29 protein-coding genes and 2 pseudogenes are annotated in these 23295 nt (G+C 62.6%); 18 read left to right on the forward strand and 13 right to left on the reverse strand.

Translation table 11 applies throughout. The features are described 5' to 3' along the window. Positions 1 to 7: 7 nt before the first annotated feature. The 6 genes from VBE63_RS13560 to def form a co-directional block, all read right to left on the reverse strand. Positions 8 to 1375: a sigma-54 dependent transcriptional regulator gene (locus tag VBE63_RS13560; protein ID WP_323683565.1), complete on the reverse strand. Its 1368-nt coding sequence runs from the start codon at positions 1373 to 1375 to the stop codon at positions 8 to 10. Then, positions 1372 to 3576, reverse strand: a complete 2205-nt coding sequence (locus VBE63_RS13565) for a sensor histidine kinase (RefSeq protein WP_323683566.1) — start codon at positions 3574 to 3576, stop codon at positions 1372 to 1374. Before VBE63_RS13565 ends, VBE63_RS13560 begins: the two co-directional genes overlap by 4 nt. A gap of 2 nt (positions 3577 to 3578) precedes the next feature. Next, positions 3579 to 4130 carry a DUF4390 domain-containing protein gene (locus tag VBE63_RS13570; RefSeq protein ID WP_323683567.1) on the reverse strand — a complete coding sequence of 184 codons (552 nt, stop codon included), beginning with the start codon at positions 4128 to 4130 and terminating at the stop codon, positions 3579 to 3581. A 62-nt stretch (positions 4131 to 4192) separates the two neighbouring features. Next, positions 4193 to 5461, reverse strand: coding sequence for a 16S rRNA (cytosine(967)-C(5))-methyltransferase RsmB (gene rsmB, locus VBE63_RS13575; RefSeq protein ID WP_416274549.1), 1269 nt, complete (start codon positions 5459 to 5461; stop codon positions 4193 to 4195). Between the two features lie 55 nt (positions 5462 to 5516). Beyond that, complete coding sequence (fmt, locus tag VBE63_RS13580) at positions 5517 to 6467, reverse strand: methionyl-tRNA formyltransferase (RefSeq protein ID WP_323683569.1); 951 nt, start codon at positions 6465 to 6467, stop codon at positions 5517 to 5519. Between the two features lie 67 nt (positions 6468 to 6534). Next, the gene (gene def / locus VBE63_RS13585; protein WP_323683570.1) at positions 6535 to 7068 is read right to left on the reverse strand and encodes a peptide deformylase; all 534 of its coding nucleotides are present in this window, start codon (positions 7066 to 7068) and stop codon (positions 6535 to 6537) included. Positions 7069 to 7270: 202 nt separating this feature from the next. Here def and VBE63_RS13590 point away from each other — a divergent pair, with 202 nt between their 5' ends. From VBE63_RS13590 to VBE63_RS13610, 5 genes are all read left to right on the forward strand, one after another. Continuing rightward, positions 7271 to 8479, forward strand: a complete 1209-nt coding sequence (locus VBE63_RS13590) for a LysM peptidoglycan-binding domain-containing protein (protein ID WP_416274551.1) — start codon at positions 7271 to 7273, stop codon at positions 8477 to 8479. A 4-nt stretch (positions 8480 to 8483) separates the two neighbouring features. Then, positions 8484 to 9659 (forward strand): DNA-processing protein DprA, encoded by a 1176-nt coding sequence (gene dprA / locus VBE63_RS13595; RefSeq protein WP_323683572.1) that lies wholly within the window; start codon positions 8484 to 8486, stop codon positions 9657 to 9659. 65 nt (positions 9660 to 9724) lie between these two features. Next, entirely contained in the window at positions 9725 to 10201 is a 477-nt protein-coding gene (locus VBE63_RS13600; RefSeq protein ID WP_323683573.1) for a DUF494 domain-containing protein, read from the forward strand. Between the two features lie 154 nt (positions 10202 to 10355). After that, complete coding sequence (topA, locus tag VBE63_RS13605; RefSeq protein ID WP_323683592.1) at positions 10356 to 12707, forward strand: type I DNA topoisomerase; 2352 nt, start codon at positions 10356 to 10358, stop codon at positions 12705 to 12707. A 260-nt stretch (positions 12708 to 12967) separates the two neighbouring features. Next, positions 12968 to 13207 (forward strand): hypothetical protein, encoded by a 240-nt coding sequence (locus VBE63_RS13610; RefSeq protein ID WP_323683574.1) that lies wholly within the window; start codon positions 12968 to 12970, stop codon positions 13205 to 13207. 34 nt (positions 13208 to 13241) lie between these two features. On the opposite strand, the gene VBE63_RS31415 is transcribed toward VBE63_RS13610, so the two are convergent. Continuing rightward, positions 13242 to 13598 carry a DUF5615 family PIN-like protein gene (locus VBE63_RS31415; protein WP_416274550.1) on the reverse strand — a complete coding sequence of 119 codons (357 nt, stop codon included), beginning with the start codon at positions 13596 to 13598 and terminating at the stop codon, positions 13242 to 13244. Between the two features lie 18 nt (positions 13599 to 13616). After that, positions 13617 to 13817 (reverse strand): DUF433 domain-containing protein, encoded by a 201-nt coding sequence (locus VBE63_RS13620; RefSeq protein WP_323683576.1) that lies wholly within the window; start codon positions 13815 to 13817, stop codon positions 13617 to 13619. Positions 13818 to 13982: 165 nt separating this feature from the next. Between VBE63_RS13620 and VBE63_RS13625 the strand changes: the two genes are divergently transcribed. From VBE63_RS13625 to VBE63_RS13635, 3 genes are all read left to right on the forward strand, one after another. Then, positions 13983 to 14291 (forward strand): four helix bundle protein, encoded by a 309-nt coding sequence (locus tag VBE63_RS13625; protein WP_323683577.1) that lies wholly within the window; start codon positions 13983 to 13985, stop codon positions 14289 to 14291. A 574-nt stretch (positions 14292 to 14865) separates the two neighbouring features. Further along, complete coding sequence (locus VBE63_RS13630; RefSeq protein WP_323683578.1) at positions 14866 to 15180, forward strand: DUF433 domain-containing protein; 315 nt, start codon at positions 14866 to 14868, stop codon at positions 15178 to 15180. Then, complete coding sequence (locus VBE63_RS13635) at positions 15173 to 15502, forward strand: DUF5615 family PIN-like protein (RefSeq protein ID WP_323683579.1); 330 nt, start codon at positions 15173 to 15175, stop codon at positions 15500 to 15502. The genes VBE63_RS13630 and VBE63_RS13635 overlap by 8 nt, the downstream gene beginning before the upstream one ends. Positions 15503 to 15512: 10 nt before the next feature. Here VBE63_RS13635 and VBE63_RS13640 read toward each other — a convergent pair whose 3' ends face one another. From VBE63_RS13640 to VBE63_RS13650, 4 genes and pseudogenes are all read right to left on the reverse strand, one after another. Continuing rightward, on the reverse strand, positions 15513 to 16025 hold the full coding sequence (locus VBE63_RS13640; protein WP_416274552.1) for a TRCF domain-containing protein: 513 nt from the start codon (positions 16023 to 16025) through the stop codon (positions 15513 to 15515). Beyond that, positions 16020 to 16193: pseudogene (locus VBE63_RS31420) on the reverse strand (hypothetical protein); the annotation flags it as partial. The gene VBE63_RS13640 and the pseudogene VBE63_RS31420, both read right to left, overlap by 6 nt. Positions 16194 to 16247: 54 nt before the next feature. Continuing rightward, on the reverse strand, positions 16248 to 16475 hold the full coding sequence (locus VBE63_RS13645) for a hypothetical protein (RefSeq protein ID WP_323683580.1): 228 nt from the start codon (positions 16473 to 16475) through the stop codon (positions 16248 to 16250). 31 nt (positions 16476 to 16506) lie between these two features. Next, positions 16507 to 17034: a hypothetical protein gene (locus VBE63_RS13650; protein ID WP_323683581.1), complete on the reverse strand. Its 528-nt coding sequence runs from the start codon at positions 17032 to 17034 to the stop codon at positions 16507 to 16509. Between the two features lie 172 nt (positions 17035 to 17206). On the opposite strand from VBE63_RS13650, the gene VBE63_RS13655 reads away from it, so the two are divergent. From VBE63_RS13655 to VBE63_RS13680, 6 genes and pseudogenes are all read left to right on the forward strand, one after another. Next, on the forward strand, positions 17207 to 17533 hold the full coding sequence (locus tag VBE63_RS13655) for a hypothetical protein (RefSeq protein ID WP_323683582.1): 327 nt from the start codon (positions 17207 to 17209) through the stop codon (positions 17531 to 17533). Beyond that, entirely contained in the window at positions 17534 to 17773 is a 240-nt protein-coding gene (locus VBE63_RS13660) for a DUF1640 domain-containing protein (RefSeq protein ID WP_323683583.1), read from the forward strand. Between the two features lie 19 nt (positions 17774 to 17792). Further along, positions 17793 to 18041 (forward strand): hypothetical protein, encoded by a 249-nt coding sequence (locus tag VBE63_RS13665; RefSeq protein ID WP_323683584.1) that lies wholly within the window; start codon positions 17793 to 17795, stop codon positions 18039 to 18041. Positions 18042 to 18069: 28 nt separating this feature from the next. Next, a complete protein-coding gene (locus VBE63_RS13670; RefSeq protein WP_323683585.1) occupies positions 18070 to 18393 on the forward strand; it encodes a type II toxin-antitoxin system RelE/ParE family toxin in 324 nt (107 codons plus the stop codon). Further along, complete coding sequence (locus VBE63_RS13675) at positions 18390 to 18710, forward strand: addiction module antidote protein (protein ID WP_323683586.1); 321 nt, start codon at positions 18390 to 18392, stop codon at positions 18708 to 18710. Before VBE63_RS13670 ends, VBE63_RS13675 begins: the two co-directional genes overlap by 4 nt. Before the next feature lie 18 nt (positions 18711 to 18728). Beyond that, positions 18729 to 18887, forward strand: a pseudogene (locus tag VBE63_RS13680) (DUF2442 domain-containing protein); the annotation flags it as partial. Between the two features lie 27 nt (positions 18888 to 18914). On the opposite strand, the gene VBE63_RS13685 reads toward VBE63_RS13680, so the two are convergent. Further along, entirely contained in the window at positions 18915 to 19136 is a 222-nt protein-coding gene (locus tag VBE63_RS13685; protein WP_323683587.1) for a hypothetical protein, read from the reverse strand. 29 nt (positions 19137 to 19165) lie between these two features. Here VBE63_RS13685 and VBE63_RS13690 point away from each other — a divergent pair, with 29 nt between their 5' ends. The 4 genes from VBE63_RS13690 (at position 19166) to VBE63_RS13705 (ending at position 23238) form a co-directional block, all read left to right on the forward strand. Beyond that, positions 19166 to 19330: a DUF1353 domain-containing protein gene (locus VBE63_RS13690; RefSeq protein ID WP_323683593.1), complete on the forward strand. Its 165-nt coding sequence runs from the start codon at positions 19166 to 19168 to the stop codon at positions 19328 to 19330. A gap of 150 nt (positions 19331 to 19480) precedes the next feature. Further along, positions 19481 to 20506, forward strand: a complete 1026-nt coding sequence (locus VBE63_RS13695; RefSeq protein WP_323683588.1) for a hypothetical protein — start codon at positions 19481 to 19483, stop codon at positions 20504 to 20506. Positions 20507 to 20530: 24 nt separating this feature from the next. Beyond that, the gene (locus VBE63_RS13700) at positions 20531 to 21211 is read left to right on the forward strand and encodes a hypothetical protein (RefSeq protein WP_323683589.1); all 681 of its coding nucleotides are present in this window, start codon (positions 20531 to 20533) and stop codon (positions 21209 to 21211) included. Between the two features lie 326 nt (positions 21212 to 21537). Beyond that, positions 21538 to 23238, forward strand: coding sequence for a transposase (locus VBE63_RS13705; protein ID WP_323683590.1), 1701 nt, complete (start codon positions 21538 to 21540; stop codon positions 23236 to 23238). Positions 23239 to 23295 lie beyond the last annotated feature (57 nt).

The raw sequence follows: 23295 nt of genomic DNA on the forward strand, positions 1-23295 counted from the left end.
GCTAGGCTCACCGCCGCTCCTTGATCTCGATGCCTAGCGAGCGCAGCTTGCGATAGAGATGGGTGCGCTCCATCCCAGCCTCTTTCGCCATCTTGCTCACGTTGCCGGCGTGCTTACCGAGCTGGTATTCGAGATAGGCCTTCTCGAACTGCTCGCGTGCTTGGCGCAGCGGCTGATCAAAGGATACCAACCCCTCAAGTGGTTGGCTTGGGACTGGAGGGCTAGAGCCCAGCGCGGTCTCTACCTCGTTTTGGGTGATCTCATCGCCGGCGCCAAGGATGAGGACACGCTGCACGAGATTTTTGAGTTCACGCACGTTGCCGGGCCAACCGTAGTTGCGCAGGAAGTTTTGCGCACCGACGCTGAAGCGCCGATAGGGCAGCTTCTCATGGGTCGCGAAGTAATCGACGTAATAATTGAGCAGATCCGGGATATCCTCGGCATGCTCGCGCAGCGGCGGTATATGCAGCGGCACCACGTTTAGATGATAGAACAGGTCTTCGCGGAAGTGGCCGGCGCGGACCTCTTCTTTCAGATCCCGTTGAGTCGCGGCGATGATGCGCACATCAATGGATACCGGCTCGCTGCCCCCGACACGCAGGAACGAGCCCGTATCCAGCGCGCCGAGCAGTTGCCCTTGCGCCTCGAGGTCCATATCGGCGACCTCGTCGAGAAGCAGGGTGCCGCCAGCGGCCTGCTCGAGGCTGCCGTAGTGCACCTGGTTATTCTCTTCGCTGCCGAACAGCTCCCGGGCAGCATTGCCGCGGGCGATGGCTGAGACGCCGAGGTCGATGAACGGCCGCTCCTTGCGTGCGCTCTGGGTGTGCAGATAATGCGCGAAGGTCTCGCGGCCGGTGCCGGCCTCGCCGGTGATCAGCACCCAGGTGTCATGTTGTGCGATGCGTTTAACCTGCTCGCGCAGCCGCTGCATCGCGGCTGAGCGACCCGCAGGCTCGAGCACTAGCGCCGGACGTCGCCGCAGGCCCACGTTCTCGCGCACCAGCTTGTCGGCCTCGAGCGCACGCTCGACGGTCAGCAGCAGCTTGGCCATCGACAGCGGTTTCTCGAGAAAGTCATAGGCCCCAAGGCGCGTTGCCTCGACGGCCGTTTCGACATTGCCATGGCCCGACATCATAATGACCGGGCAGGGTAGGCCCTGATTCTCCGACCATTCCTTCAACAAGGTGATGCCGTCGAGGTCGGGCATCCAGATGTCGAGCAGCATGAGGTCGGGTCGCCGGTCGCGCAGGGCGTGCCGGGCAGATTCCCCATTCTCGGCACCTGCGACCTCGTAGCCTTCGTCCTCGAGAATATCCTGAACGGTCTCGCGGATGTCCGGCTCGTCGTCGACGACCAGGATGTGGGTTGCGCTCATGATGTTCCTGTTTGCGGCATGCTAGAGGTGCGGGAGGCGGTGCTCATCGGCAGTCGTGCGGTGAACCGGGCGCCCGGATCGATATTATCTGCCCGAATGATACCGCCGTGCTCCTCGATTATCTTCTTCACGATGGAAAGTCCCAGTCCAGTACCTTTGGTTTTTGAGGTGACATAGGGGTCGAACAGTCGTCCAATCAGCTCTGGCTCGATGCCATTGCCGTTATCTTCGACCAGCAGCTCGACGGACGGGCTGTCCTCGTCCGCGACTCGACGTGTTACCACCAGGATACGGGGATCTGCGTGCTCCTCAAGTGCTTCGATGGCATTTTTGACCAGATTGTGGATCACCTGGCGCAGTCGTTTGGAGTCACCGCGGATCATCGCGTCGCCGGCTTCGAGCCGCTTACTCAGGTTGACCGGTCCGGCGCGATAAAGCTCCAGTACCTCGTTCACGAGCCCATCGAGGAGGAAAGGCTCCTGCTGCATTTCGGGGGTGCGTGCATAGCTGGCGAAGTCATTGACCATGGCCTTCATTGCCTCGACCTGCTGCACGATGGTATGCGTCGACCGGTCAACGATCTTCGCATCCGCTTCCGGGAGCTTGCGCAATAGCTTGTGCCGCAGACGTTCGGCGGAGAGCTGGATGGGGGTCAGTGGGTTCTTGATCTCATGTGCGAGCCGGCGCGCAACCTCGCCCCAAGCGGCGTCGCGCTGGGCGCGGATCAGGGTGGTGATGTCGTCGAAGACCAAGACATGATCGGCATTCGGCTCGGCGTCTTCGGCGCCGCTGGAAGCCGTCACCGGCAGTGGGCTGCCCCGACACATCAGCACCTGGCGGCCATCGGCGCCGAACAGCGTGACCTCCTCGCGCCAGTCGCGGCCGCTGCCGATCCGCCGTCCGACGATTTCACACCAGTGTGCGAGTCGCGGGTACTGCGTTGCCACAGCGGCCAATGGCATGGGGGTGTTGTCGTCGAGATCGATGGCGAGGATCTGGCGTGCTGCGGCGTTGCTGGTGCGCAGCGCATTATCTTCATCGAAGGCGATGACGCCCGAGGACAGACGGCTCAGCAAGGTCTCGAGATAGGCCCGCTGCGACTCAACCGCCTGTTGGCTCTGCTCGGCCTCATCACGGGCTTGGGCGATACGCCTGGTCATGGCGTTGAAAGAGGCCACCAGGAAGGCGAGCTCATCGTCGTGGCGCGGCAGCGGGAGTTGCTGCTCGTAGTCGCCATCGGCGATGGCGCGGGTGCCATGGGCGATGTCGGCAATGGGGTCAGCCAGCGCTCTGGCGGTTCTGAAGGCAATCAATAGGGCTGCCATGAAACCGAAGACGAGCACCAGCGACAGTGTGATGGTGAAACTGAACTTGAGCGATTGGCGTAGGAACGAGAGCTCAGTGTAGCGGTTGTAAGCTCCTTCGAGGCGGCTGGCGAGCTCGCTGATGCGCGCGGAGGTCGGAAAGATGGCTTGCAACAGCAGGGGCCGCGCGCTGGGGTCGCGCACCAATACCCGCACCACCAGCTCACCGCTGGGGCCGGATTCCAAGCTCACATGGTCGATACCGCTGCGGACATGTTGCATCACCTCGCGCTCGGGCTGATCAGGCACCAGCTGCAAGGGATCGTCGCTCGCGGTTGCGAGGACTTGGCCGCTGCGATCAAACAGTGTCAGCTCGAGCGCGCCGGCCTGACGGCGCAGGGTGCCCAAGGTCAGCGTCAGCGCGGTTGCGGAGCGGTCCTGGATGCCATTGAGCAGCTGCGCGCTGTACTTCATGAGGATGCGCTGATTGAGATCGAGCGAAGCCTGGTTCAGGGTTAAGGCGTCTTTCATCGCGGTATCGATCTCGACATCGAACCAGCTATCGATACCCCGCATCAGAAAGGTCATCGAGTAGTAATAGACCACCCCCACCGGCAGTAATGAGATCAGCGCGAACATCGCCAGCAGCCGTGCGGCGAGTCGGGAGCCAGCGGCCTGGTGGCGGAGCGCCCGAGCCAGACGTACCGAGTTGATGCTGACCAGCAGGGCAAGCACGAGCAGGCCGAGCAGCACCAAGGCCAGCAAGGGTACGAAGATCCGGCTGAGGGCCTCGGAGTTCTGGACGGCGCTGGTCATCAGATGCAGGGCGACCATCAGGATGACCAAGAGCACCCCGACGGCGATGGCGCCGGGCTGCAAGAGTTGTCTCTTCAACATGCTCAAGGCGTCAGCGGCCACTTGGTCCAGCCGGTGCTCTGCTTCCAGCCGGAGCGCAGATAGGCCATCGGACGCAGCGGCAGCGGCAGTTCTTCGATGTCGAGGGAGGCCCGTAGATGCACCTCATACGCCTGTTCCGGATCGAGCCGCTTCTCACTGACGAGATAGAGATGATTGAGCTCGCCGAGGGCAGTAATCGCCGCCTGTCGAGTCACAAAGGTGCGTCCCTGCTCCTCGCCCGGTAGGCGCGAGACGAGGTAATGCTCGGACAGTGGTTTGTAGCGGATGCGGTAGCGTAGGCTTACATCGACTAGGCTCTCGTTCCAGATCCAGGCACCCTGCTCGCGCACTTGGATATGCACGAGGATGGTCAGTGGAACGCCGTTCTCGAGCGCCTCCAGCGCACGTTCGCTGAAACCATAATCGATGGCGGCCGAAAGCAACATGTTGCCATCGACGCGCTCAGTCTTGGCATTGATGACGCTGAATGCCTCGGCGGCCAGCGTCCTCTGGCTCAGCGCTAGGCCTAGCGTGACCACCAGCAGCAGTGCCAAGGTGACTCTGAGCCGTTCCCTGGTGGGGGGCTTTGGCCGCCAGTGGAGAGGTGGTAGCTGGGTCATCGCTTGAGCAAGAGCGCGAAGTAGAAGCCATCCGGGCCGGCCTCGCGCGGCAGCAGTTGACGTCCGTGGCTGCGCGCAACACCTAAGGTTGCCGGCAGCGGCAGCTCGCTGGCATCGCTGTGCAGCTTCAGGAACTTAGCGATCTGTGCCTCGTTCTCGTCCGGCAGCAAAGAACAGGTCAAGTAGAGCAGTCGTCCGCCTGGAACCAGCAAGGCCCAAAGCGTCTCTAGCATCCTGGCCTGAATCTCGGCCAGTGGCGCGATGTCCTTGTCCGAGCGCAGCCGTTTGATATCGGGATGCCGGCGCATCACCCCAGTCGCCGAGCAGGGCGCATCGAGCAGGATGCGGTGGTAGGGTCCGTCGGCCCAGGCCGGCTCAGGCTGGGTTGCATCGCCGACCAGCACCCGTGCCTGCAAGCCCAGGCGACCGAGATTGAGGTGTACGGCCTCGAGCCGCTCAGCACTGATATCGATCGCAGTCAGCGCAATCTGACCTTTAGCCTGCTCGATCAGGTGGGCGGTCTTGCCACCTGGCGCGGCACAGGCATCTAGGACGCGCTCGCCAGAGGTCGGCGCGAGCAGTGCAGCCGCCCATTGTGCGCCGGCATCTTGCACCGAGACCAGCCCGTCGCTAAAGCCGGGTAGGGTCTCTGCGGCAATGGGTTCCAGCAAGCGCAGCGCTTGCGGCTGATTGGGCAAGGACTCCGCGACGAGCCCAGCCGCGGCAAGCTGCGCGGCATAGGCGTCTGTGCTGATGCGTGGGCGGTTGACGCGCAGGAACAGCGGCGCTCGGCCATTGCTGGCGGCCACCAGTGCTTCCCAATCTTCGGGCCAGGCGGCGCGCAAGCGGCGTAGTAGCCAGGTCGGCATCAACCAGTGTGCAGCCTCTTGGCGCTCGACCTGGGCAAGCAAGGCAGCGCGCTCGCGCTGGAAACGCCGCAGGCTCGCGTTGATCAGCCCGACCGCACGCGGACGCTCCAAGAGCCGCGTGGCTGCAACGGTTGCTGAGACTGCCGCATGATCCGGGATGCGCAGTTCGATGAGCTGATAGAGGCCGATCATCAGCAGCGAGCCGAGGATGCGGTCGTTCGGTTTCAGGGGGCGTTGCAGTAGCTGATCGGTGATTGCCTCCAGCCGGGGCAAAAACCGGACGGCGCCAAACGCGAGCTCGCTGAGCAAGGCGCGATCTCTAGCGTCCGTTGGTGCGGCGCGGGTCTTGAGCGCGTCGGTCAGCGAACGGCCGTCGGCGCGAACCGCGTGCAGCACCCTAGCTGCCTCTGCGCGAACGGCCGCACCGCTGGTTTTTGGCGGCGTCTTGGCTCTAGACAAGGACGGTCCCATCAACCTGGCGCGCTCGCGCAAAATCAGCGGCACTGATCGGCCGCTTGCCCGCGGCTTGCAGGCGTTGGATGCGGATGGCCCCATCGCCGGTCGCGACATCGATGCCCTCGGAACTGCTGCGGAGCACGGTGCCTGGGGATTGCCCGCTGAGGTGGATGGTGGCTGCCTGGTCGAGCGGGCAGGCCTCCCAGATGCGGAGGGTCTCGCCCCGATACTGGGTTTGCGCGATCGGCCAGGGATTGAAGGCGCGGATGTGACGATCGATCTCGATGGCGGGACGTTGCCAGTCGATCTGCGCCTCTCGCTTCTCGAGCTTGCTCGCATAGCTGGCCCGTTGCGGGTCTTGCGGCTCTGGGGTCAGTGCGCGCTCGCAGAGCGCTGGCAGCGTATCGAGCAAGAGCTTGGCGCCGATGGCGGCAAGCCGGTCATGCAGGCTGCCGCCAGTCTCGCGAGCGCCAATCCTTGTGTGTTGGGTAGCAAAGACTGGCCCGGTGTCGAGTCCTTGTTCCATCTGCATCAGACTAATTCCGGTTTGCTCATCACCGGCAGCAATCGCGCGCTGAATCGGCGCCGCGCCGCGCCAGCGCGGCAGCAGCGAGGCATGGATATTGATGCAGCCAAGCCTCGGGCAGTCAAGCACCGCGTTGGGAAGGATGAGCCCATAGGCGGCGACGACCATCAGATCAGGCGCCAGGGCTTGAAGCTGAGCGAGCGCCTCTGGACCCTTCAAGGACCTGGGCTGAAAGACCGGGATGCCGGCATCCAGCGCTGCCTGCTTCACGGGGCCGATGGCAGTCTTGCGGCCGCGGCCAGCTGGGCGATCGGGCTGCGTGTAGACGGCCACCACCGGCCAACCCGCGGTGACCAGCGCGCTCAGCGCCGGCACGGCAAAGGTGGGTGTGCCGGCGAAGACAATGCGCGCTTGGTCCATTAACGACTCCGTAATAGCCCGAGGTGTTGCGCCTCGGGTGTGGGCCTCAGCGGTCGATCTGTTGGCATCAGATAGCTTTTTGCTGAGGGGTGGGATGGGCTTGCGGAGCGCGCTGTTCTTTCTCGAGCTTCTTGCGGATGCGCTGGCGCTTCAGCGAAGAGATGTGGTCGACGAACAGTCGGCCATCGAGGTGATCGATCTCGTGCTGGATACAGACCGCGAGCAAACCGTCCGTTTCGAGCTCGAAGGGTTCACCCTCGCGGTCTAGCGCACGCACACGCACGCGCTCGGCGCGTTTTACGGTCTCGATGAAACCAGGTACCGAGAGGCAGCCTTCGTCCATCTCCTCGACACCCTCGCGCTCGAGAAACTCTGGGTTGATCAGGCACAACGGCTGCGAGTGGTCCTCGGAGACATCGATGACGATCACTCGCTTGGCCACGTTCACTTGGATCGCCGCTAGCCCAATGCCAGGCGCCGCGTACATGGTCTCGAACATGTCATCGACCAATTGGCGTGTATTGTCATCGACTTGAGCGACGGGTTCCGCGGTTCGACGCAGGCGTGCGTCGGGAAAGGTCAAAATATTGAGTAAAGCCATAGTGGGTCTGGGTCACTTCGTCCGCCCTAAGGCCGGGCGCAGCCGAGCATAAAGCGTCCAAATAACATTGCGATGATACCCTATTGTGCAAGAGGCTCAGTCGGCTTGCCAGTTTGCGCCAGCGCGCCCTTGCTTGCTCGTCTGCGGGATGAGGCTGGTTGAGGGATGGCTGCGTACCCTGTTCGGAGGTGAGATGAACGCGATGGTCATGCTCGGATCGTCCATTGGCCGAAGCCGCTGCTGGCTCATGGTGGGCCTGATCAGCTGGGCTGCCTGGCCCGCGCTCTGCGCAGCAGAGGTCGCCCTGCAACCCGATGCACCCCAGATCTACAGGGTTCGCTCCGGGGACAGCCTCTGGGGGATCGCCGGTCGATTTCTGCGTGATCCCTGGCGTTGGCCCGAGGTTTGGGAAGGCAATCCGGAGGTCTCTGACCCGAACCTGATCTTTCCGGGTGAGCAGCTGGTGCTGGATACCCGGCGCGTCGGAGCGCCGCGCATCCGTTCCTCGGCGAGCGGGCTGCGAGTCGTGAAGCTGTCACCTCGGGTTAGGGTCACCGAGCTGGATGCAGCGATTCCGACGATCCCGGTCGGCACGATCGCGCCCTTCTTGTCGCGCCCCTGGGTGGCCGATTCCCGGGAGCTCGATGATGCGCCCTATGTGGTCGGCTTCCCGCGTGAGCGCATCCTCGTGGGCGCTGGTGACCGGATCTTTGTCCGGCAGATCATGACCGCGAGAGATGCCCGCTTCGAGGTGCTGCGTCCAGGCGAGGCGCTGCGCGACGCGGTAACCAATGAGCTACTTGGTTACCAGGCCCTGTATGTGGGAGAGGCTGCACTGGAGCAGACCGGCGATCCTGCGACCCTCTTGGTGACCCACTCGAGGATGCAGGTGCAGATCGGCGATCGCCTGCGTCCGGCGCGCGACGAGGCGGCGGTTCGCCATTTCCAGCCGCGTTCAGCGCCGCCGGGATTGGAGGGGCAGATCATCTCGGTGCTAGATGGGGTGTCACAGATTGGCCAGTTCGATGTTGTAGTGCTCGATCGCGGTTCGCGTGAGGGGGTTGAGATCGGACAGGTCTTCGCTGTCTATCGTGGCGGCACTGAGGCTCGCGATAGGGTGATGAGCGCGCGCAATGACCAACATTGGCGCGATGAGAGCCCGCTGAAGAGTTCGTTTTGGATGGGTGATTGGCAAATCAGGGGCTGGGAGTCTGACCGGCCTGATCCCAACGCACCGCTCCCCCTGCATCGCAAGGCCGAGCGCTTGTCAGAGACCTATATCGTTCCCCAGTCTCGATCTGGCATTCTGATGGTGTTCAGGGTCTTTGCGCGCGTCAGCTTCGCTTTGGTCATGCGGGCGAATCAAGCGATGCACCTGGGCGCGATCGTGGCGACCCCGGACGGGCACTAACCGCATGGCCGATTGCGAAGAGGTGGAGCTGATTGGCTGGCTGACACTGCTGCAGGCGCCGCGGCTGGGTGCTCAGCGCATTGCGAAGCTGCTCAAGGCCTTTGGCAGCGCCGAGGCCATTTGTTCGGCGCCGCCCTCGGCGCTGCGCTCGCTGGGGCTGACCGAGCCGATGCTCGAGGTCATCCAGAGACCTGATCAAGCAGCGATCACTGCAGCGCTGCGCTGGACGGAGCAGGCGCAGGCCAGCATTCTGACCCTGGCTGATCCGCGCTATCCATCGCGCCTCAGTGGGATCTCGTCACCGCCGCCGCTCTTGTTTGTGCGTGGCGATCTTGCACTGCTGCAGGAGCCACAGCTCGCCATCGTCGGCAGCCGCAACCCGACCCCGGGTGGGGTGCAGACCACGCGCGCCTTTGCATCGCATCTGGCCGGGCTTGGTCTGGTGATCACCAGCGGCATGGCCTTGGGCGTCGATGCTGCGGCGCACCTGGGCGCGCTCGAGAGCGGCCGCACCATCGCGGTGCTTGGAACCGGCCCAGACCGGGTCTATCCAGCCGCGCACCGGGAATTGGCGCGCCGGATCAGCGCTGAGGGCGCCTTAGTGAGTGAATTTCTTCCCGGCGTTGGCCCGCAACCCAGTCATTTCCCGCGCCGCAACAGGACCATCAGTGGCTTGAGTTTGGGAACCCTGGTGACCGAGGCGGCTCCGCGCAGTGGATCTTTGATCACGGCTCGTTATGCCGCAGAGCAGGGGCGCGAGGTGTTCGCGATCCCAGGCTCGATCCACAATCCGTTAGCCCGAGGTTGTCATCAACTGATTCGGGAAGGCGCCAAGTTGATCGATAGCGTTGATCAATTGCTCGAGGAGCTGGCGCCCCAATTGCGAAGCTATCTGTCGCTGTCTGCACCTGTGCCTACAGCTGCGGCTGCTGTGCCGCAACCGGAGCGGGCATCGGCGGCGGCAGCCTCACCATCAGCGGCGTCGGCTCACGCGGACGGGCTCGATCGGGACTACCAGCGTCTGCTCGAGGCCATGGGGGCGGACCCGGTGGCCGCCGACGAGCTGGTCTTACGCACGGGGCTCTCTGCGCAAGAGGTTTCATCAATGTTATTGCTCCTCGAGCTGCAGGGCCATGTATCATGCCTCGCGGGCGGGCGGTACTGCCGTCATCTCGGCTAGCCAGAACGATGAGATCGGCAACGGTCTGGCGCGCCGAGGCTTGTCACGACATCCGAGGATTCTGAATGTACGACAACATGGTCGATGTCTTGATCTATCTATTCGAAACCTACATGACCGGCGAGGCGATGCCGCCGGAGGATCATGACGAACTCGAAGATGAGCTGACCAGCGCCGGCTTCACGAGCACTGAGGTTGCGCAGGCGCTGACCTGGCTCGATGACCTCGCGCGGCGCATGGAGCACAGCGATTACCGGCCCCGGGATCTCGGCGCCATGCGCATCTATACCGAGGCCGAGGCGACCAAGCTCGATCTCGACGCCCGTGGCCTGCTGCTGTTCTTGGAGCAAAACGGCATCCTCGACCCGCTCAGCCGCGAGTTGGTGATCGACCGTGCTCTGGCGATCGAACAGGCCTTTGTGTCGACAGACGAGCTCAAGTGGGTGGTGCTGTTGGTGCTGATGAATCGCCCTGGGCAAGAGGACGCCTTCACGCAGATGGAAGAGCTGATCTATGGCGACGAGCCGGCCTATCTGCACTAGCGCGGCGGCGCTGAGCGGTCTCGATCGCCTGTCGCCAAGCTGGCTGCTTTCTGTGGATCGTTGAGCAGCCAGGCTGGATGCTTGGACGTCGGCCTTGACGTAACGGTCGCCGATCGTATCTCCTAGCGCTCCATTTGAGCGCACTGGCATGACTATGAATCTCGTCGTCGTCGAGTCGCCGGCCAAGGCGAAGACCATCAAGAAGTATCTGGGACCCGAATTCGAGGTCGTGGCCTCTTATGGCCATGTGCGCGATCTGGTGCCCAAAGAGGGCGCGGTCGATACCGAGCATGGCTTCGAGATGAAGTACCAGATCATCGAACGTAATGAGAAGCACGTCCAAACGATCTCGAAGAAGCTCAAGACCGCCGATGCGCTCTATCTCGCGACTGACCCCGACCGCGAGGGCGAGGCGATCTCCTGGCATCTGTACGAGCTGCTGCGCAAGCGGCGCCAGATTGGCCAGCGTCCGGTGTATCGGGTGGTTTTCAATGAAATCACCAAACGTGCCGTCCAGGACGCTGTTGCCAACCCGCGCGAGCTGTCCTATGACCTGGTCAACGCTCAGCAGGCGCGCCGGGCGTTGGATTATCTCGTCGGCTTCAATTTATCCCCGTTGCTGTGGAAGAAGATCCGCCGCGGGCTCTCGGCTGGCCGTGTGCAGAGCCCGGCGTTGCGCTTGATCGTCGAGCGCGAGCTGGAGATTGAGGCCTTCAAGACGCGCGAATATTGGACCGTCGAGGCCGATGTTGCTGAGCAGGGCAAAGCCTTTAGCGCCAAGCTGGCCGAGTATGCGGGCGAGAAGGTCGAGCAGTTCAGCATCACTGATGAGACCCGCGCCCGCGAGGTCGAGCGTACCCTGCTCGCCGCCGCCGATGGCAAGCTCAGCGTCGACAAGGTCGAGCGTAAGCAGCGCAAGCGGCATCCGGCACCGCCCTTCATCACCTCGACGTTGCAGCAGGAGGCGGCTCGTAAACTCGGCTTCACCACCCAGCGCACCATGCGCACCGCCCAACAGCTCTATGAGGGGATCGACATCGGCAGCGGTGCGGTTGGACTCATCACCTATATGCGAACCGATTCGGTCAATCTGTCGCAGGATGCGCTGGGCGAGCTGCGCGAGTTCATCGCCGAGCGCTACGGCGCCGATCATCTACCGCCCCAGGCGCGGCTGTTCAAGACCAAGTCGAAGAATGCCCAAGAGGCGCATGAGGCGATCCGACCTACCTCGGTTGGTTATCAGCCGGAGCAGATCAAGGCGCATCTGACCAATGATCAGGCGCGGCTGTACGAGTTGATCTGGAAGCGCACCGTCGCCTGTCAGATGGCGCATGCGCTGCTGAATCTGGTCTCGATCGATCTCGGCTGCGGCGAAGGTCATCGGTTCCGCGCGACCGGCTCGACCATTGCCGAGCCTGGTTTCATGCGCGTCTATCTGGAAGGGCGTGACGACGTCAACAGCGCTGATGACGACGAGGAGCGGATGCTGCCGGATCTCAAGCAGGGGCAGACGGTCGAGCTGGTTGCCATCCGCCCCGAACAGCACTTCACCGAGCCGCCGCCGCGCTACTCAGAGGCCTCGCTGGTGAAGATGCTGGAGGAGCTCGGCATCGGTCGGCCTTCAACCTATGCGTCGATCATCTCGACGCTGCAAGAGCGTGAGTATGTCGAACTCGACAAGAAGCGCTTCACGCCGACCGACGTTGGGCGCATCGTCAACAAGTTCCTGACCGAGCACTTCACCTCCTACGTCGACTACGACTTCACCGCGCGGCTCGAAGACGAGCTGGATGCGGTGTCACGGGGCGAGGAAGAATGGGTGCCGCTGCTGGAGCAGTTCTGGAAGCCCTTTAAGGATCAGGTCGATTACACCCAGGAGCATGTCCAGCGCAGCGATGTGACCCAGGAGGCGATCGATGAAGAATGCCCCGAGTGTGGTGGGCAACTCACTAAGCGACTTGGCCGCAATGGCTTCTTCATTGGCTGCTCCAAGTATCCCGAGTGCGACTACACCCGCGATCTGAACGCGGAGAAGGGCGCTAGCGATGAGCCTGAGATCGTTGAGGGCAAGTCCTGCCCAGAGTGTAGTTCTCCGCTCGCAGTCAAACGTGGCCGCTACGGCAAGTTCATCGGTTGCACTGGCTATCCCAAGTGCCGCTATATCGAGCCGCTCGAGAAGCCCGAGGACACCGGCGTTGAATGCCCGACATGCAAGGCAGGCACCTTGCAGAAGAAGAAGTCTCGGCGCGGCAAGATCTTCTATTCCTGCTCAACTTACCCAAAGTGCGACTATGCAGTCTGGAACGAGCCACTTGCCGAGGCCTGCCCGAATTGCGGCTGGCCAGTGCTGACACTCAAGGTTACCAAATCCAAGGGCGCGCAGAAGGTCTGTCCGCAGAAGGATTGCGGCTACACGGCGCCGGCCGATGAGGAGGGCGGACCGGATGGACCGGATGCCGATGCAGCGAGCGCCCGCAGCAAGCCGGCGCCCGAGCCGGTCGAATGATGCGTCCGATGACTTCGCGTCCCAGGCCCGAATGCGCTTCATGCGGGCGGTCGCGCTGAGCCATCGCCAGTAATGAACGGGTCGTCTGTTTAACGCTTGGGGAAACCCTGTCATGCAGGTCAACATGCTCGAGGCCAAAAGTCAGCTGTCGAAATTAGTGAAGCCGCGATCGCCGGCCAGGAGAACCTGCATCGCCGCCGCCCATCGCGACTCTGGTACGATCTCACTGCCGCTCGAGTATTAGCCCAGGGAGTCCGACCATGCAGATCGACGCCATCTACGACCAAGGCCGACTCGAATTCCAGCGCCCCGTTACCCTCAAGCATCAGCGGCTTCGCGTACGCGTCGAAATCCCGAACCAAGAGATGATTGAAGCCCAGTCAGGGCCGACCCCTTTGCCGACAACCGCAGCGGACCTGACGACCGACCAAGCGAGCGATGCCGGCGGCGAACGTTTGCTCAACCAGATTCGTGCCATCCTTGGCCCTGTTATCTGCTGAGTGACGGCCCCATTAGGCAATAGAAACGGCCGGATCACCACCAATGCCCCCAAGCCAGCCAACTCCAGTACGGAACCGACATGGGCATCATTCGAACCTTCGAACCGCCTTTGAATTTGCCAATCCGGCCAATCGCAACCTGAGCCCGGTCACCGCCGACGCCTTGGTCGACACCGGCGCCGTCCATCTCTGTCTGCCGGAACACCTGGCAATCCAACTCGATCTGAAGGAACTGGAACAGCGCGAAGTCACCCTGGCCAATGGGCATCGCATCAGGGTGCCTTACTGCGGGCCTGTCGAGATCCGCTACCACATAGCGGACGTCATGGCCTGCCTTCCTAAGTGCGGTCACGATGGTTGAATCGACATTCTCGTCCGCAAGTAGCTTCATCGAATCGAAATGGCTTGGCTAGGCCGCGTCGGCGTCGACGGGATAGAGCTTGTCGCCATGCATCGTCTCAGCAGCGAAGCGGAGGGCATCAAGGATATCTTGCTGTGTCAGGCGGGGATTCGCTTCGACGATCTGGGCTACGGACTCGCCAGCGCCAAGGCGTTCTAGGATCGATTCGACCGTGATACGGGTCCCGGCGATCCTAGGCTTTCCCATCATCACATCTGGGCCCGAACGCGCTCAGCGGGCGCTGTTCGTGGCGGAGCGGCAGCCCGGAGCGGGGCGAACCGGGGCCCAATGGCTGTCGCCGAGCGCAGTCATTTTGGCGACTTGGAGTCCCAAAATATATCGCGAGCACGGCGACACTCTTGGCTGGGCACGGACTTGCGCAACCAGAGCCGCGCCATCGTCGCGCTGATCATCCAGGCAAACGGCGAGCGCGACAAGGCGGCGAAGCTGCGCGAGCTGCGTCTGGCGCTGGAGGAGCCGCTGGTATTGATTCGGCTTGCCAAGGAGGTGAATGCCTTCAAGAGTTTTGCGGCCTACCAGTTCGTCGTCGAACAGGTGGCCTCGGTTTGCAGACAAAACGAGGGCTGGCTGCGCAGTCTCGCGGCTGGCGAGGGTGAGGATGCACGGGGGCCAGAAGTCAGCCGGCGTCGATCGCGATCGCGCCGGTCGGCGCGTGCCGATTGATCCTTGTGCGCCCGCGCCGCCGGCTCCGGCCGATTAGGTCGGGGCCGGTATGACGAGCAGGGCGGGATACCCTCGGGCTTCCCAACCGGTGGGGTCGCCGCTGCGGTGACCGGCAAGTGCGCGGGCAATCGTCCTGTACTGGTCTGGTACGGAGTACGCGCCCAATTCCGACGGCGCGTGGAGCTTCGACGCAGGCTACGGCCTCCAGGGCCCCTACTTCAAGTACGTCCAGTTGCAGGCATGGGCGGTTCGCCCCGGACAAGTCGACGTCGCCGCCCTAGATGTGCAGCCGGTGCCCACGCCCAGGGTACCCTGTGGCTGGCGGGCGCGGGGCCTTGGGCCTGAGCCTGCGGTGGCGTTGGGTGCTTGGGCGCTTCGTCTGATTCGGTCCTTTTGGGGAGTGCAAGGGGATACCCCCTGCTTGCTTGCGGTTGGAATTGATCGCGCGGACCTCGAGCAATTCCGTCCCGGAGCCGCGTTTGCAGATGGAGGTCGGTCACAGTGTGCAGCGACTGACTACGTAGGCGTTATGCGCCTAAACTGTTTAAAGAAGACGTCGTCTGGAGTAGAGACCATGCCCGATCAGACCAAGACACCGCATATCGCGATCGTTCCAGGAACCGCCGGCGGACAAGCCCACATTGCAGGTCGTCGTATTAAGGTCCGCGACATCCTGTTCCAGCACGAGCACCTTGGTCGACAGGCCGATGAGATCGCGAGCGAGCTGGATCTCGGTCTCGCACAGGTGTATGCCGCCTTAGCGTACTACTTGGATCATCAGTCCGAGATCGAGTCGGACATCGCTGATCGGGATGCCTTCATTGCGGCGATGCGCCAGCGGACAGTGTCCTTGTTGTCGACCAAGGTTGCCGCTGCCGCGAATGGCTGAGATTCGGTTTTACGCGGACGAGCATATTCCAAAAGCGGTCATCCATGGGCTTCGGCAGCGCGGGATCGCGATCATTACCGTAGCTGACGCAGCCTTGATGGGTGCTTGTGACCTTGACCATCTGCGTTTCGCGCGGCAAACCTCTCGGGTCGTCGTGACGCAAGACGACGACTTTCTGCGCCTCGCTGCCGCCGGTGAGCCGCATGCGGGCATCGTCTATGCACCGCAGCACACAGGGGTTCGGACCCTGATTCAGGGGCTGGTCTTGATCCAGCGTGTGCTCGAGGCCGATGAGATGATCGGCCACATCGAGTTCCTGTGACTGGCGGGCGTCAGCCCACCAAATGCCCCACCACCGTTCCAACCTGCTCGATCCGCTTGGCCGGATCAGTCATCTCCATCGTAAACCGCAGGGCGCCAGCGGCCTGATCGAGCTTGAAGTCCTTGGGGCGCGATTGCACCAGCTGGATCAATCGCATGTGATCAATATTGGGCTGCTCGCCGAAGACGATGCGCCCGCCCTTGGGGCCGGCCTCGATCTTTTTGATGCCGTAGGGCTGGACCTTGAGCTTCAATTCGGTGACCGCGAACAGGGTCTTGGTCGGCTCCGGCAGCAGGCCAAAGCGATCGATCATCTCCACTTGCAGGTCTTTCAGCTCAGCGTGATCGGCGGCGCTGGCGATACGCTTGTAGGTGACCAGGCGGGTGTGGACGTCGGGCAGGTAGTCGTCCGGCAGCAGGGCAGGGAGGCCGAGGTCGATCTCGGCGCCGTGATCGAGCGGGCGATCCAGCTCCGGGGTCTTACCGGACTTGAGCGCCTCGACCGCACGCTCGAGCAGATCCATGTAGAACTCCTTGTGGCGGACCCCGAAGCGGTGCTCCTCGTCGATGATCGCCAGGCCGAGGTTCTTGAACTTCACTGACGGCTGCAGCAGCTTGTGGGTGCCAACGACGATATCGACGGTGCCGGCGGCCAGCCCTTCGATCACGCCCTTGACCTCCTTCTGGCTTTTCTTGGAGCGCGCGCGTTTGCCCGAGGCGGTCTTCGCGCGTCGGCCTTGTTTGGGTCACCGCTCCAGGGTAAACACCGCCGGCAGCGGGTTGCTGCGCACCCACTCACCAACGCCGAGAGGTCTCGCCGTGGTGGTGGCCTCGGCAAACACGCGCTTGCAGCTGCGCCAGCGGTGCTTGAGTTTGACGTCGTCGCGTCCGCGCACGCGCCCAACCCAGCGCCAGCCCAAGCGCTCGACCGCCCGGTAAAACGGCACCTTATAGCCATCGCACCTGATATTCAAACACCTGATTCACGCCAACTGAAAGCTAGCGTCATATCTGAGTCTGGCAATCAGGGCTAATGGCTATAAAGCCGGAGTCCGCAACCATGATCGGCTCAGCCGTGGCCGGAATGATCTCCGCGAGGCGCTGGAGAAACCGATGCTGGACCTTGCGACTGCCTAAATCGCGTTGCGGGTGAACCTCTTCATACAGCGTCAAACTGCGCCCACCAACCGGCAGCGAGGCACGCAACAGATGCAGCGACTGATCGTCCTTCAGATCGCTCCAATCGATGACGATCAGCGGCTCAAGCACCTGTGTGAGCAACAGGCCCCCAAGGGCGCTATCGATGCGGTGGCTATCGCGCTGAAGGTGGCGGTTGCCCAGCAGACGATCAGCACGTTTGATTCGATGGCGTAGATCCGCTGCACCACCAAAACCTCGGCCAATCTCGGTCAAGGTCAGTCGCGGTCTGCTGACCGTCGAGACCACGGCTTCAAACAGCACCTCAAGCCGCCGCCGGTGGATGTCGGTCAGCAGCCGTGCGATACAGCGGCGTAGAATAGTCAGCGCATGCATGGGTGGCCCTCCTCCGGTTTGGTCGCTGGTGGTGAACCATGACACCCCGTGCATGCTCATTTTTCCAGTAGAATCACGTCTTAAGATACTGTAAAATATGATTTTTATGTGGGGATGCCTCAGGACCCGTCCCGGTTTTTCCCCCTGCTGTCTCGGCCTGCCAAGCCTGGTGGTGAGCATCGCCGAGAATCAGCGCCCGGCTTGCGAGCTGCGAGCTGCGAGCTGCTGGCTGCTGGCTGCTGGCTGCTGGCTGCTGGCTGCTGGCTGCTGGCTGCTGGCTGCTGGCTGCTGGCTGCTGGCTGAAGCTAGCGTGATCGACTATCTTGGGCGCAAAGAACAGGTGACGGCCGAACACATTCGTCACCGTATCCAAGACTTGCTGGACGCTGCGGAACAGCGTCAGCGGCTATCCGCAGCTGGAGCCGCGCTCGTCGATGGCAGCGGTGCACGGCGGGTCAGCTTGGCGATGCACCGCTCCAAGACAATGAGGATTCCTTGAATGAGCGTCACGGCCTTTGATACTCACCGCTTTATCCAAACGCTCCGGCGCGCCAATCTCCCGGAAGAACAGGCGGAAGCCATTGCCGAGGCCTTCCGCGAGGCCATCGGCGAGGAGATTGTCATAAAGGATTACCTACGCGCAGAGATTGAGAGTGCAAAAGGCGATCTGATCAAGTGGATCGCGGGCCTACTCCTTGCGCAGGCAGTGCTGGTCTCCGCGCTGGTCAAGCTACTTTGACCCTACGATCTGATGCCTGATGCCACTCCACCTCCTCACCGAAGCCGACCTCGAGCTGATCGACGAACTGCGCACCGTCCAGGCCGAGGCCACCCATGCGCTGTGCCGCTGGCTCGTCGATACCTATCCAACCAGTGCCGAACAGGGCCAAGCGCAGACCGGTGAAGAGAGCTTCTACCCGCGCCGCCGGCCGGTAGACAGCCGGTTGGATGCCGAGTCATCGCTGGCCGCGCAGTTTGATCTTCTGCGGGTGGTGGATGCTGAATGATTTGTAGCTTAAAAGTTACAAACCGGCTATGATTCGACTATACCGCTATCAGCGGGCCGATGGCACCGAGCCGTTTTCAGAGTGGTTGCAGAGTCTTCGTGACAAAGCCACACAAGCCAGGATTCGAGTCCGATTGCAACGAATCGCATCCGGCAACTTCGGTGACATCAAGTCAGTTGGCGGCGGTGTGAGCGAGCTTCGAATGCACTTTGGGTCCGGTTACCGGGTTTACCTCGCGCAGTACGGAAAAACGATGATTCTGTTGCTATGTGGCGGGGATAAAGCCAGCCAGCAAAAAGACATTGAACTTGCGCAAATCTACCTGAGCGATTGGAAGGAGCGGCAAACATGACGAAAGCAGCCGTATCACATCACGAAGCCGAGTTGCGCGAACTTCGGGAAGACCCAGAACTTGCGGTTGAGTATCTCAAGGCAGCCATGTACTCGCTCGACGACCCGGAAGATCGCGCGGCGGGTTTGCTCGCGCTGCGGACCATTGCCGAAGCCTACGGCGGACTTGCTGCCGTTGCTGCAGAAGCCGGGATCAGCCGCGAATCGCTCTATCGGTCCTTATCGCCCAAGGGCAACCCAACCCTCAAAACACTACTAGCGGTGCTCAAAACGGTTGGGATGCGCCTCTCGGTTGAGCCAGACCGACACGCGGCGTAGTCGAGCAAATCGCCGCAGCAACGCGCCGAGTATGAGCTCAGCGCCAGAGGCATCCACTGGGACACCCTTGATGAACACATCTCAATCGAGGGGTTGCTCGCGGGCCAAGGCGATACAAAGAACCTGCATCAGGCGGCGGGCTGCAACGGTTTGCCAGAGACCAGCAAACGGGCATAGGCCAGGCTGGCGAGAATATCCTCGCGCTCAGTTCTGGATGATCAGTCCATGAGCTCCTACACAAACGAGCTCCTCCTCAAGGTCCACACCGGCACCCTCGCCGAGCGCCCGTTCGAGCTGCTCGAAGCCTTCCGCGACTGGAGCACCATCGGCGCCAGCGAAGCCGACCCGCGCTGGATCGCCGTGCCTGCGGGCGACCGCACCGACCTCGCCTCCATCCCGCGCGCCGAGTCTGGCCCCTGCTGCCACCGGTCGGACGCACCGGCAAGGCCGCCGTCATCCACAACTGGCTCTGCGAAGAGCAACCGCACAGCGTTGACCACCGCATGGCCGCCGACATCTTCAACGAAGCCATGGCTGTGCTCGGCGAGCCCGCCTGGAGCCGCGCCATCATGGTCTGGATCGTCAAGTGGTTCGGGCCAAAGTTTCGCGCAGGCGCCTGACCTGACCGATAACCCGGTGTCCGAAAAACCAGACCAGTCCCAAGCCGTCCGACAAAGGTGTTGCGCCCGGGCGGCCATCTGCCTACGATCCCGCCATCTTACTGAGGATGGCGGGATCATCTGTTGCAGAAGAAATCTTCCGCAGTCTCGATGCCTCGGGTCCCGCCGGCAAGCGGTGGGATTCAGGTCAACTTTTGCAAGCAGCCCACCTGTGAGCACTACGGTATCTTCGCCGCCCAGACCACGGGTCGCGGTGCCCAGCGTGATCGCTACGCGGTCGTCAGTGCTGGCCGGCAGTATCCCGTGCTCAAGTGCCATGCCTGCGGTGAGTATCCGCCGCTCAAGAGTAACCAGGGCATCGCCGAGGAGCGCGAGCGTCTCGGCGCCTATCTCCGTGTCCCCCCAGAACCCTCCTGCCCGGACCTGGATTGTGCCAATAGCGATATCGGGATCTCGAGTGGTTCCCCTCACTACCGCCGCTATGGCAGCACTCGCTCGGGCTCCAAGCGCTACCGTTGCGGCGCCTGCACCAAGACCTTTTCGGTCGGTGATGCGACCCTGCGGCAGAAGCAGCCGCACAAGAACCGGCTGATTTTCCAGCTCTTAATGAACAAGAGCCCGTTTCGGCGCATCTGCGAAATCGCTGATCTCTCCCACGGAACCCTGTACCCGAAGATCGACTTTCTGCATCGTCAATGCCTGGCCTTCGTTGGCCATCGGGAGCGGTCCCTGCTCGAAGGCTTCTCGATCCCGCGACTCTATCTCGGTATCGACCGACAAGATGACGTCGTGAACTGGACGCAACGCGCAGACAAGCGCAACGTTCAGCTCAGTGCCGTTGGCAGCGCTGACAACGCCACTCGCTCTGTGTTCGGCATGCACCTGAACTTCGACCGGGACGTCGCGGCCGATGTCATTGAGCAAGAAGCGGCCATCCTGGGCGATGGCGACGTGCAGAAGCCATTCCGCCGTCATGCCCGCTTGTGGTTGGCACGCGACGATGAAGCGACGCGTCAGCGCGGCAAGAGCGCCCGCTCAGGCGTCGATGGCAGCCTCAAGGGGGCTGTGGCAGCCCGCTATCAGGACAGCGAGACGCGCGCCGACATTGAGGTCTTCGAGGAGCCAGGACGCACCACGCAACTGCCAAAGACCGGTATGCAAGTCCATGCAGAATAGACGCTCTACGGTCACTGCTTCTTGTTGCGCGATCTGACCAAGGGCGCGGAGAAGATCCGGCTGTTCCTCGATCAGGACTCGGGCATGCGCGCCGCGGCGCTCGGTGCCTTCGCTGAACGCGTGACTGAGCGCACGGCCGATGCCTTCTACGTCCGCATCAACAAAGACATGACTGTCGACGAGCGTCGGCATGCGCTGAAGGTCAGCCGTGAGCGCTTCCGTTCCCTGCAAGAGGAGCACCCCAATCTGGACCGCCAGGCGCTGCGGCTGCTGCTCATCAAGGAGGCGCTCGCCGACATGTCCGTGATCGGTCACTGGCGGGATCGCTGGCTCACGCACCCCTTCCCGAGCATGAGCGAGCCTGAGAAGGCCGTCTGCTACCTGACAGACGCTGATGACGACGACGAGGATCACTTAGCCTGGCTCTACAACAAGGCCAGTTTGCATGCCATCGATGTGTTCTTCATGCAAGTGCGTCGCCGCCTCTCGTTGCTGGAGCGTCCCATCGCCACCGCGAGCAACAACCGCCGCCTCTGGCACGGGTACAGCGCTTACAATCCGCGTTCGATCGTGAAGCTGCTCGAGATGTTCAGGGTTTTCTATAACGACGTCCTGGTTGGCCTGGACAAGCAAACCCCTGCCATGCGCTTGGGGCTGGCGAAGGGGCCGGTGAGCCTCGAGGACATTATCTATTTTCAGCCGTGATGTGCTCGGCCTGCGGTGCACCGAGCAACAGGGGGAGGTTGCCGGCGATGAGTAAAGCCGCCCGACCTAAGTGCAACACCTTTGTCGGACGGCTTGGGCTTCTGCTCGGTTTTTTCGTATTTGGACTGAGGTTTTGATGCAGCGATGAAGCTTTCCGTGGTGACAGCCACCTAGCCCATCTTTAACATGGCCCCATTGATTCTGGGCGGTTTTTCGGCCTAAAGGGTTGATTTCATTATACCAGCGAGTCTGATTGCTCAAAGTAGTGCCATAACATTCAATGGGGTCTATTGCCTTGTGGCGTCGCAGGGTCTAGCGTTCCGGGTATGTACATCCGCCGCACCCAGACGCGCAACACCGCCACCGGCGAGCGTTACTTCACGCACCGGCTGGTGCGCTCTGAGCGCCAGGGCGGGAAAGTCCGCCAGGTGACGCTGCTCAACCTGGGGCGGCATTTCCCGGTGGCACAGGCGGACTGGCCGACGCTCTGCGTCCGCCTCGAGGAGATCCTCAGTGGTCAGGAGGTCTTGCTCGGTGGCTGGGGTGGGTTGCTGCTCGAACGCGAAGCGCAGCGTCTCGCCGCGCTGCTGCTGGCCCGTCAAGGTGCCGCGCCTGCGGCCACAGTAACCGCGAGCACAGCCCCTGTCGAGGTACACAGCATCGTGCTCGACTCGCTCAAGCTGAGCCGAGCGCGCACGGTCGGGGTCGAGGCGGTGGGGCTCTGGGCGATGGCGCAGGTCGACTTCGTCGAGCAGCTTGAGACCCTGGGGCTGACCGGGCCGCAACGTGCCGCGGTGCTGGGGGTGATCTTGGGACGTATGGCCGCGCCAGGCTCAGAGCTGGCCACCCAACGCTGGCTGTGCCAGCGCAGCGGGCTCGGTGAACTGCTCGATGTCGACTTCGAGGCCATGAGTCTGATGCAGCTGTATCGCGCCGCCGATGTGCTCATGCGCCACCGCGAGCCGTTGGAAAGGGCGCTGTTTGCGCGCCTGACGGGCCTGTTCGGGCTCGACTGGTCGGTCACCCTCGACGATCTGACCAACACCTATTTTGAAGGCGAAGCGGCCGCCAACCCCAAAGCCCAGCACGGCCACTCCAAGGAGAAGCGCAGCGATTGCCCCCTGCTGACCCTGGGCCTGGTGCTCGATGGCAGTGGCTTCGTGCGGCGCTCCGAGGTGTTCGATGGCAACGTGGTCGAAGGCACGACCTTGGCGGGCATGCTCCAGCGCTTGCGCGCCCCCAAGGGGGCGCTGGTGGTCATGGATCGGGGGATCGCCACCGGGGAGAATCTGCTTTGGTTGCGCGAGCAGGGTTATCGGTATCGGGTGGTCAGCCGTGAGCGCCATCGCCAGTTCGATCCCAGCGACGCCCATGATCTGAAGACCGCCCGTGGCGAGCGCGTCTCCGTGCAGCGCGTCGAGGATGCCGAGGCCGGGGAGGTTCGCCTGTCCTGTTATTCCGAACGCCGTGCAGGGAAAGAACAAGGCATCAGCCAGCGCTTCGCCGAGCGCTTCGAGGCCGCGCTCCAAGCCATGGCCGACGGGCTCGCGCGCCCGCGCACCACCAAGCAGATCGACAAGCTCTGGGAGCGCATCGGGCGGCTGAAAGAGAAGAGTCATGGCGCCGGGCAGCACGATCACATCGAGCTCATCCCCGATGCCAGCGGCGAGCAGGCACAGGCCATCCGCTGGCAGCGCCGCCCCATCGACGGCACCATGGAGACCCATCCTGGGGTCTATTGTCTGCGCAGCAACGAGTTGACCTGGGACGCTGAGCAACTGTGGCGGACCTACATCATGCTCACCGACCTGGAGATTTACCAGCCATGCTGCCTCCGTAGAACTGTCAGGCGGGTTGGCCGGCGGATGCGCCGGCGGTGGATTCGGTCTGTTTCACCCAGCGGCGAGGGGCTTGGCGCCGCGAGCGCAGGTGTGCAAGTTCGTCGTCATCGGCCCAGATTAGCCACTGCTGGTGACCGCCACGCGGGACCTGACGGGCTTGCAACCAGCCTTTGCGCAACCAGCTAAAGAGCGTGACAGCCGGCATCTCCAGTGTTCGGGCGAGCTCGGGTAAAGACCATTCAT

Origin of the sequence: Lamprobacter sp., from assembly GCF_034860625.1 — a bacterium.
Classification (GTDB): Bacteria; Pseudomonadota; Gammaproteobacteria; order Chromatiales; family Chromatiaceae; genus Lamprobacter.

Coding starts and splice junctions, on each gene's coding strand:
- VBE63_RS31415 (WP_416274550.1), bottom strand. CDS start 13,598: ATGAAGCTACTTGCGGACGAGAATGTCGATTCAACCATCGTGACCGCA.
- VBE63_RS13665 (WP_323683584.1), top strand. CDS start 17,793: ATGCCACTCCACCTCCTCACCGAAGCCGACCTCGAGCTGATCGACGAA.
- VBE63_RS13610 (WP_323683574.1), top strand. CDS start 12,968: ATGCAGATCGACGCCATCTACGACCAAGGCCGACTCGAATTCCAGCGC.
- def (WP_323683570.1), bottom strand. CDS start 7,068: ATGGCTTTACTCAATATTTTGACCTTTCCCGACGCACGCCTGCGTCGA.
- VBE63_RS13675 (WP_323683586.1), top strand. CDS start 18,390: ATGACGAAAGCAGCCGTATCACATCACGAAGCCGAGTTGCGCGAACTT.
- dprA (WP_323683572.1), top strand. CDS start 8,484: ATGGCCGATTGCGAAGAGGTGGAGCTGATTGGCTGGCTGACACTGCTG.
- VBE63_RS13670 (WP_323683585.1), top strand. CDS start 18,070: ATGATTCGACTATACCGCTATCAGCGGGCCGATGGCACCGAGCCGTTT.
- VBE63_RS13590 (WP_416274551.1), top strand. CDS start 7,271: ATGGTCATGCTCGGATCGTCCATTGGCCGAAGCCGCTGCTGGCTCATG.
- VBE63_RS13705 (WP_323683590.1), top strand. CDS start 21,538: ATGTACATCCGCCGCACCCAGACGCGCAACACCGCCACCGGCGAGCGT.
- VBE63_RS13620 (WP_323683576.1), bottom strand. CDS start 13,817: ATGATGGGAAAGCCTAGGATCGCCGGGACCCGTATCACGGTCGAATCG.
- topA (WP_323683592.1), top strand. CDS start 10,356: ATGAATCTCGTCGTCGTCGAGTCGCCGGCCAAGGCGAAGACCATCAAG.
- fmt (WP_323683569.1), bottom strand. CDS start 6,467: ATGGACCAAGCGCGCATTGTCTTCGCCGGCACACCCACCTTTGCCGTG.
- VBE63_RS13600 (WP_323683573.1), top strand. CDS start 9,725: ATGTACGACAACATGGTCGATGTCTTGATCTATCTATTCGAAACCTAC.
- VBE63_RS13650 (WP_323683581.1), bottom strand. CDS start 17,034: ATGCATGCGCTGACTATTCTACGCCGCTGTATCGCACGGCTGCTGACC.
- VBE63_RS13565 (WP_323683566.1), bottom strand. CDS start 3,576: ATGTTGAAGAGACAACTCTTGCAGCCCGGCGCCATCGCCGTCGGGGTG.
- VBE63_RS13630 (WP_323683578.1), top strand. CDS start 14,866: ATGCCCGATCAGACCAAGACACCGCATATCGCGATCGTTCCAGGAACC.
- VBE63_RS13695 (WP_323683588.1), top strand. CDS start 19,481: ATGCCTCGGGTCCCGCCGGCAAGCGGTGGGATTCAGGTCAACTTTTGC.
- VBE63_RS13560 (WP_323683565.1), bottom strand. CDS start 1,375: ATGAGCGCAACCCACATCCTGGTCGTCGACGACGAGCCGGACATCCGC.
- VBE63_RS13635 (WP_323683579.1), top strand. CDS start 15,173: ATGGCTGAGATTCGGTTTTACGCGGACGAGCATATTCCAAAAGCGGTC.
- VBE63_RS13660 (WP_323683583.1), top strand. CDS start 17,534: ATGAGCGTCACGGCCTTTGATACTCACCGCTTTATCCAAACGCTCCGG.
- VBE63_RS13640 (WP_416274552.1), bottom strand. CDS start 16,025: ATGGATCTGCTCGAGCGTGCGGTCGAGGCGCTCAAGTCCGGTAAGACC.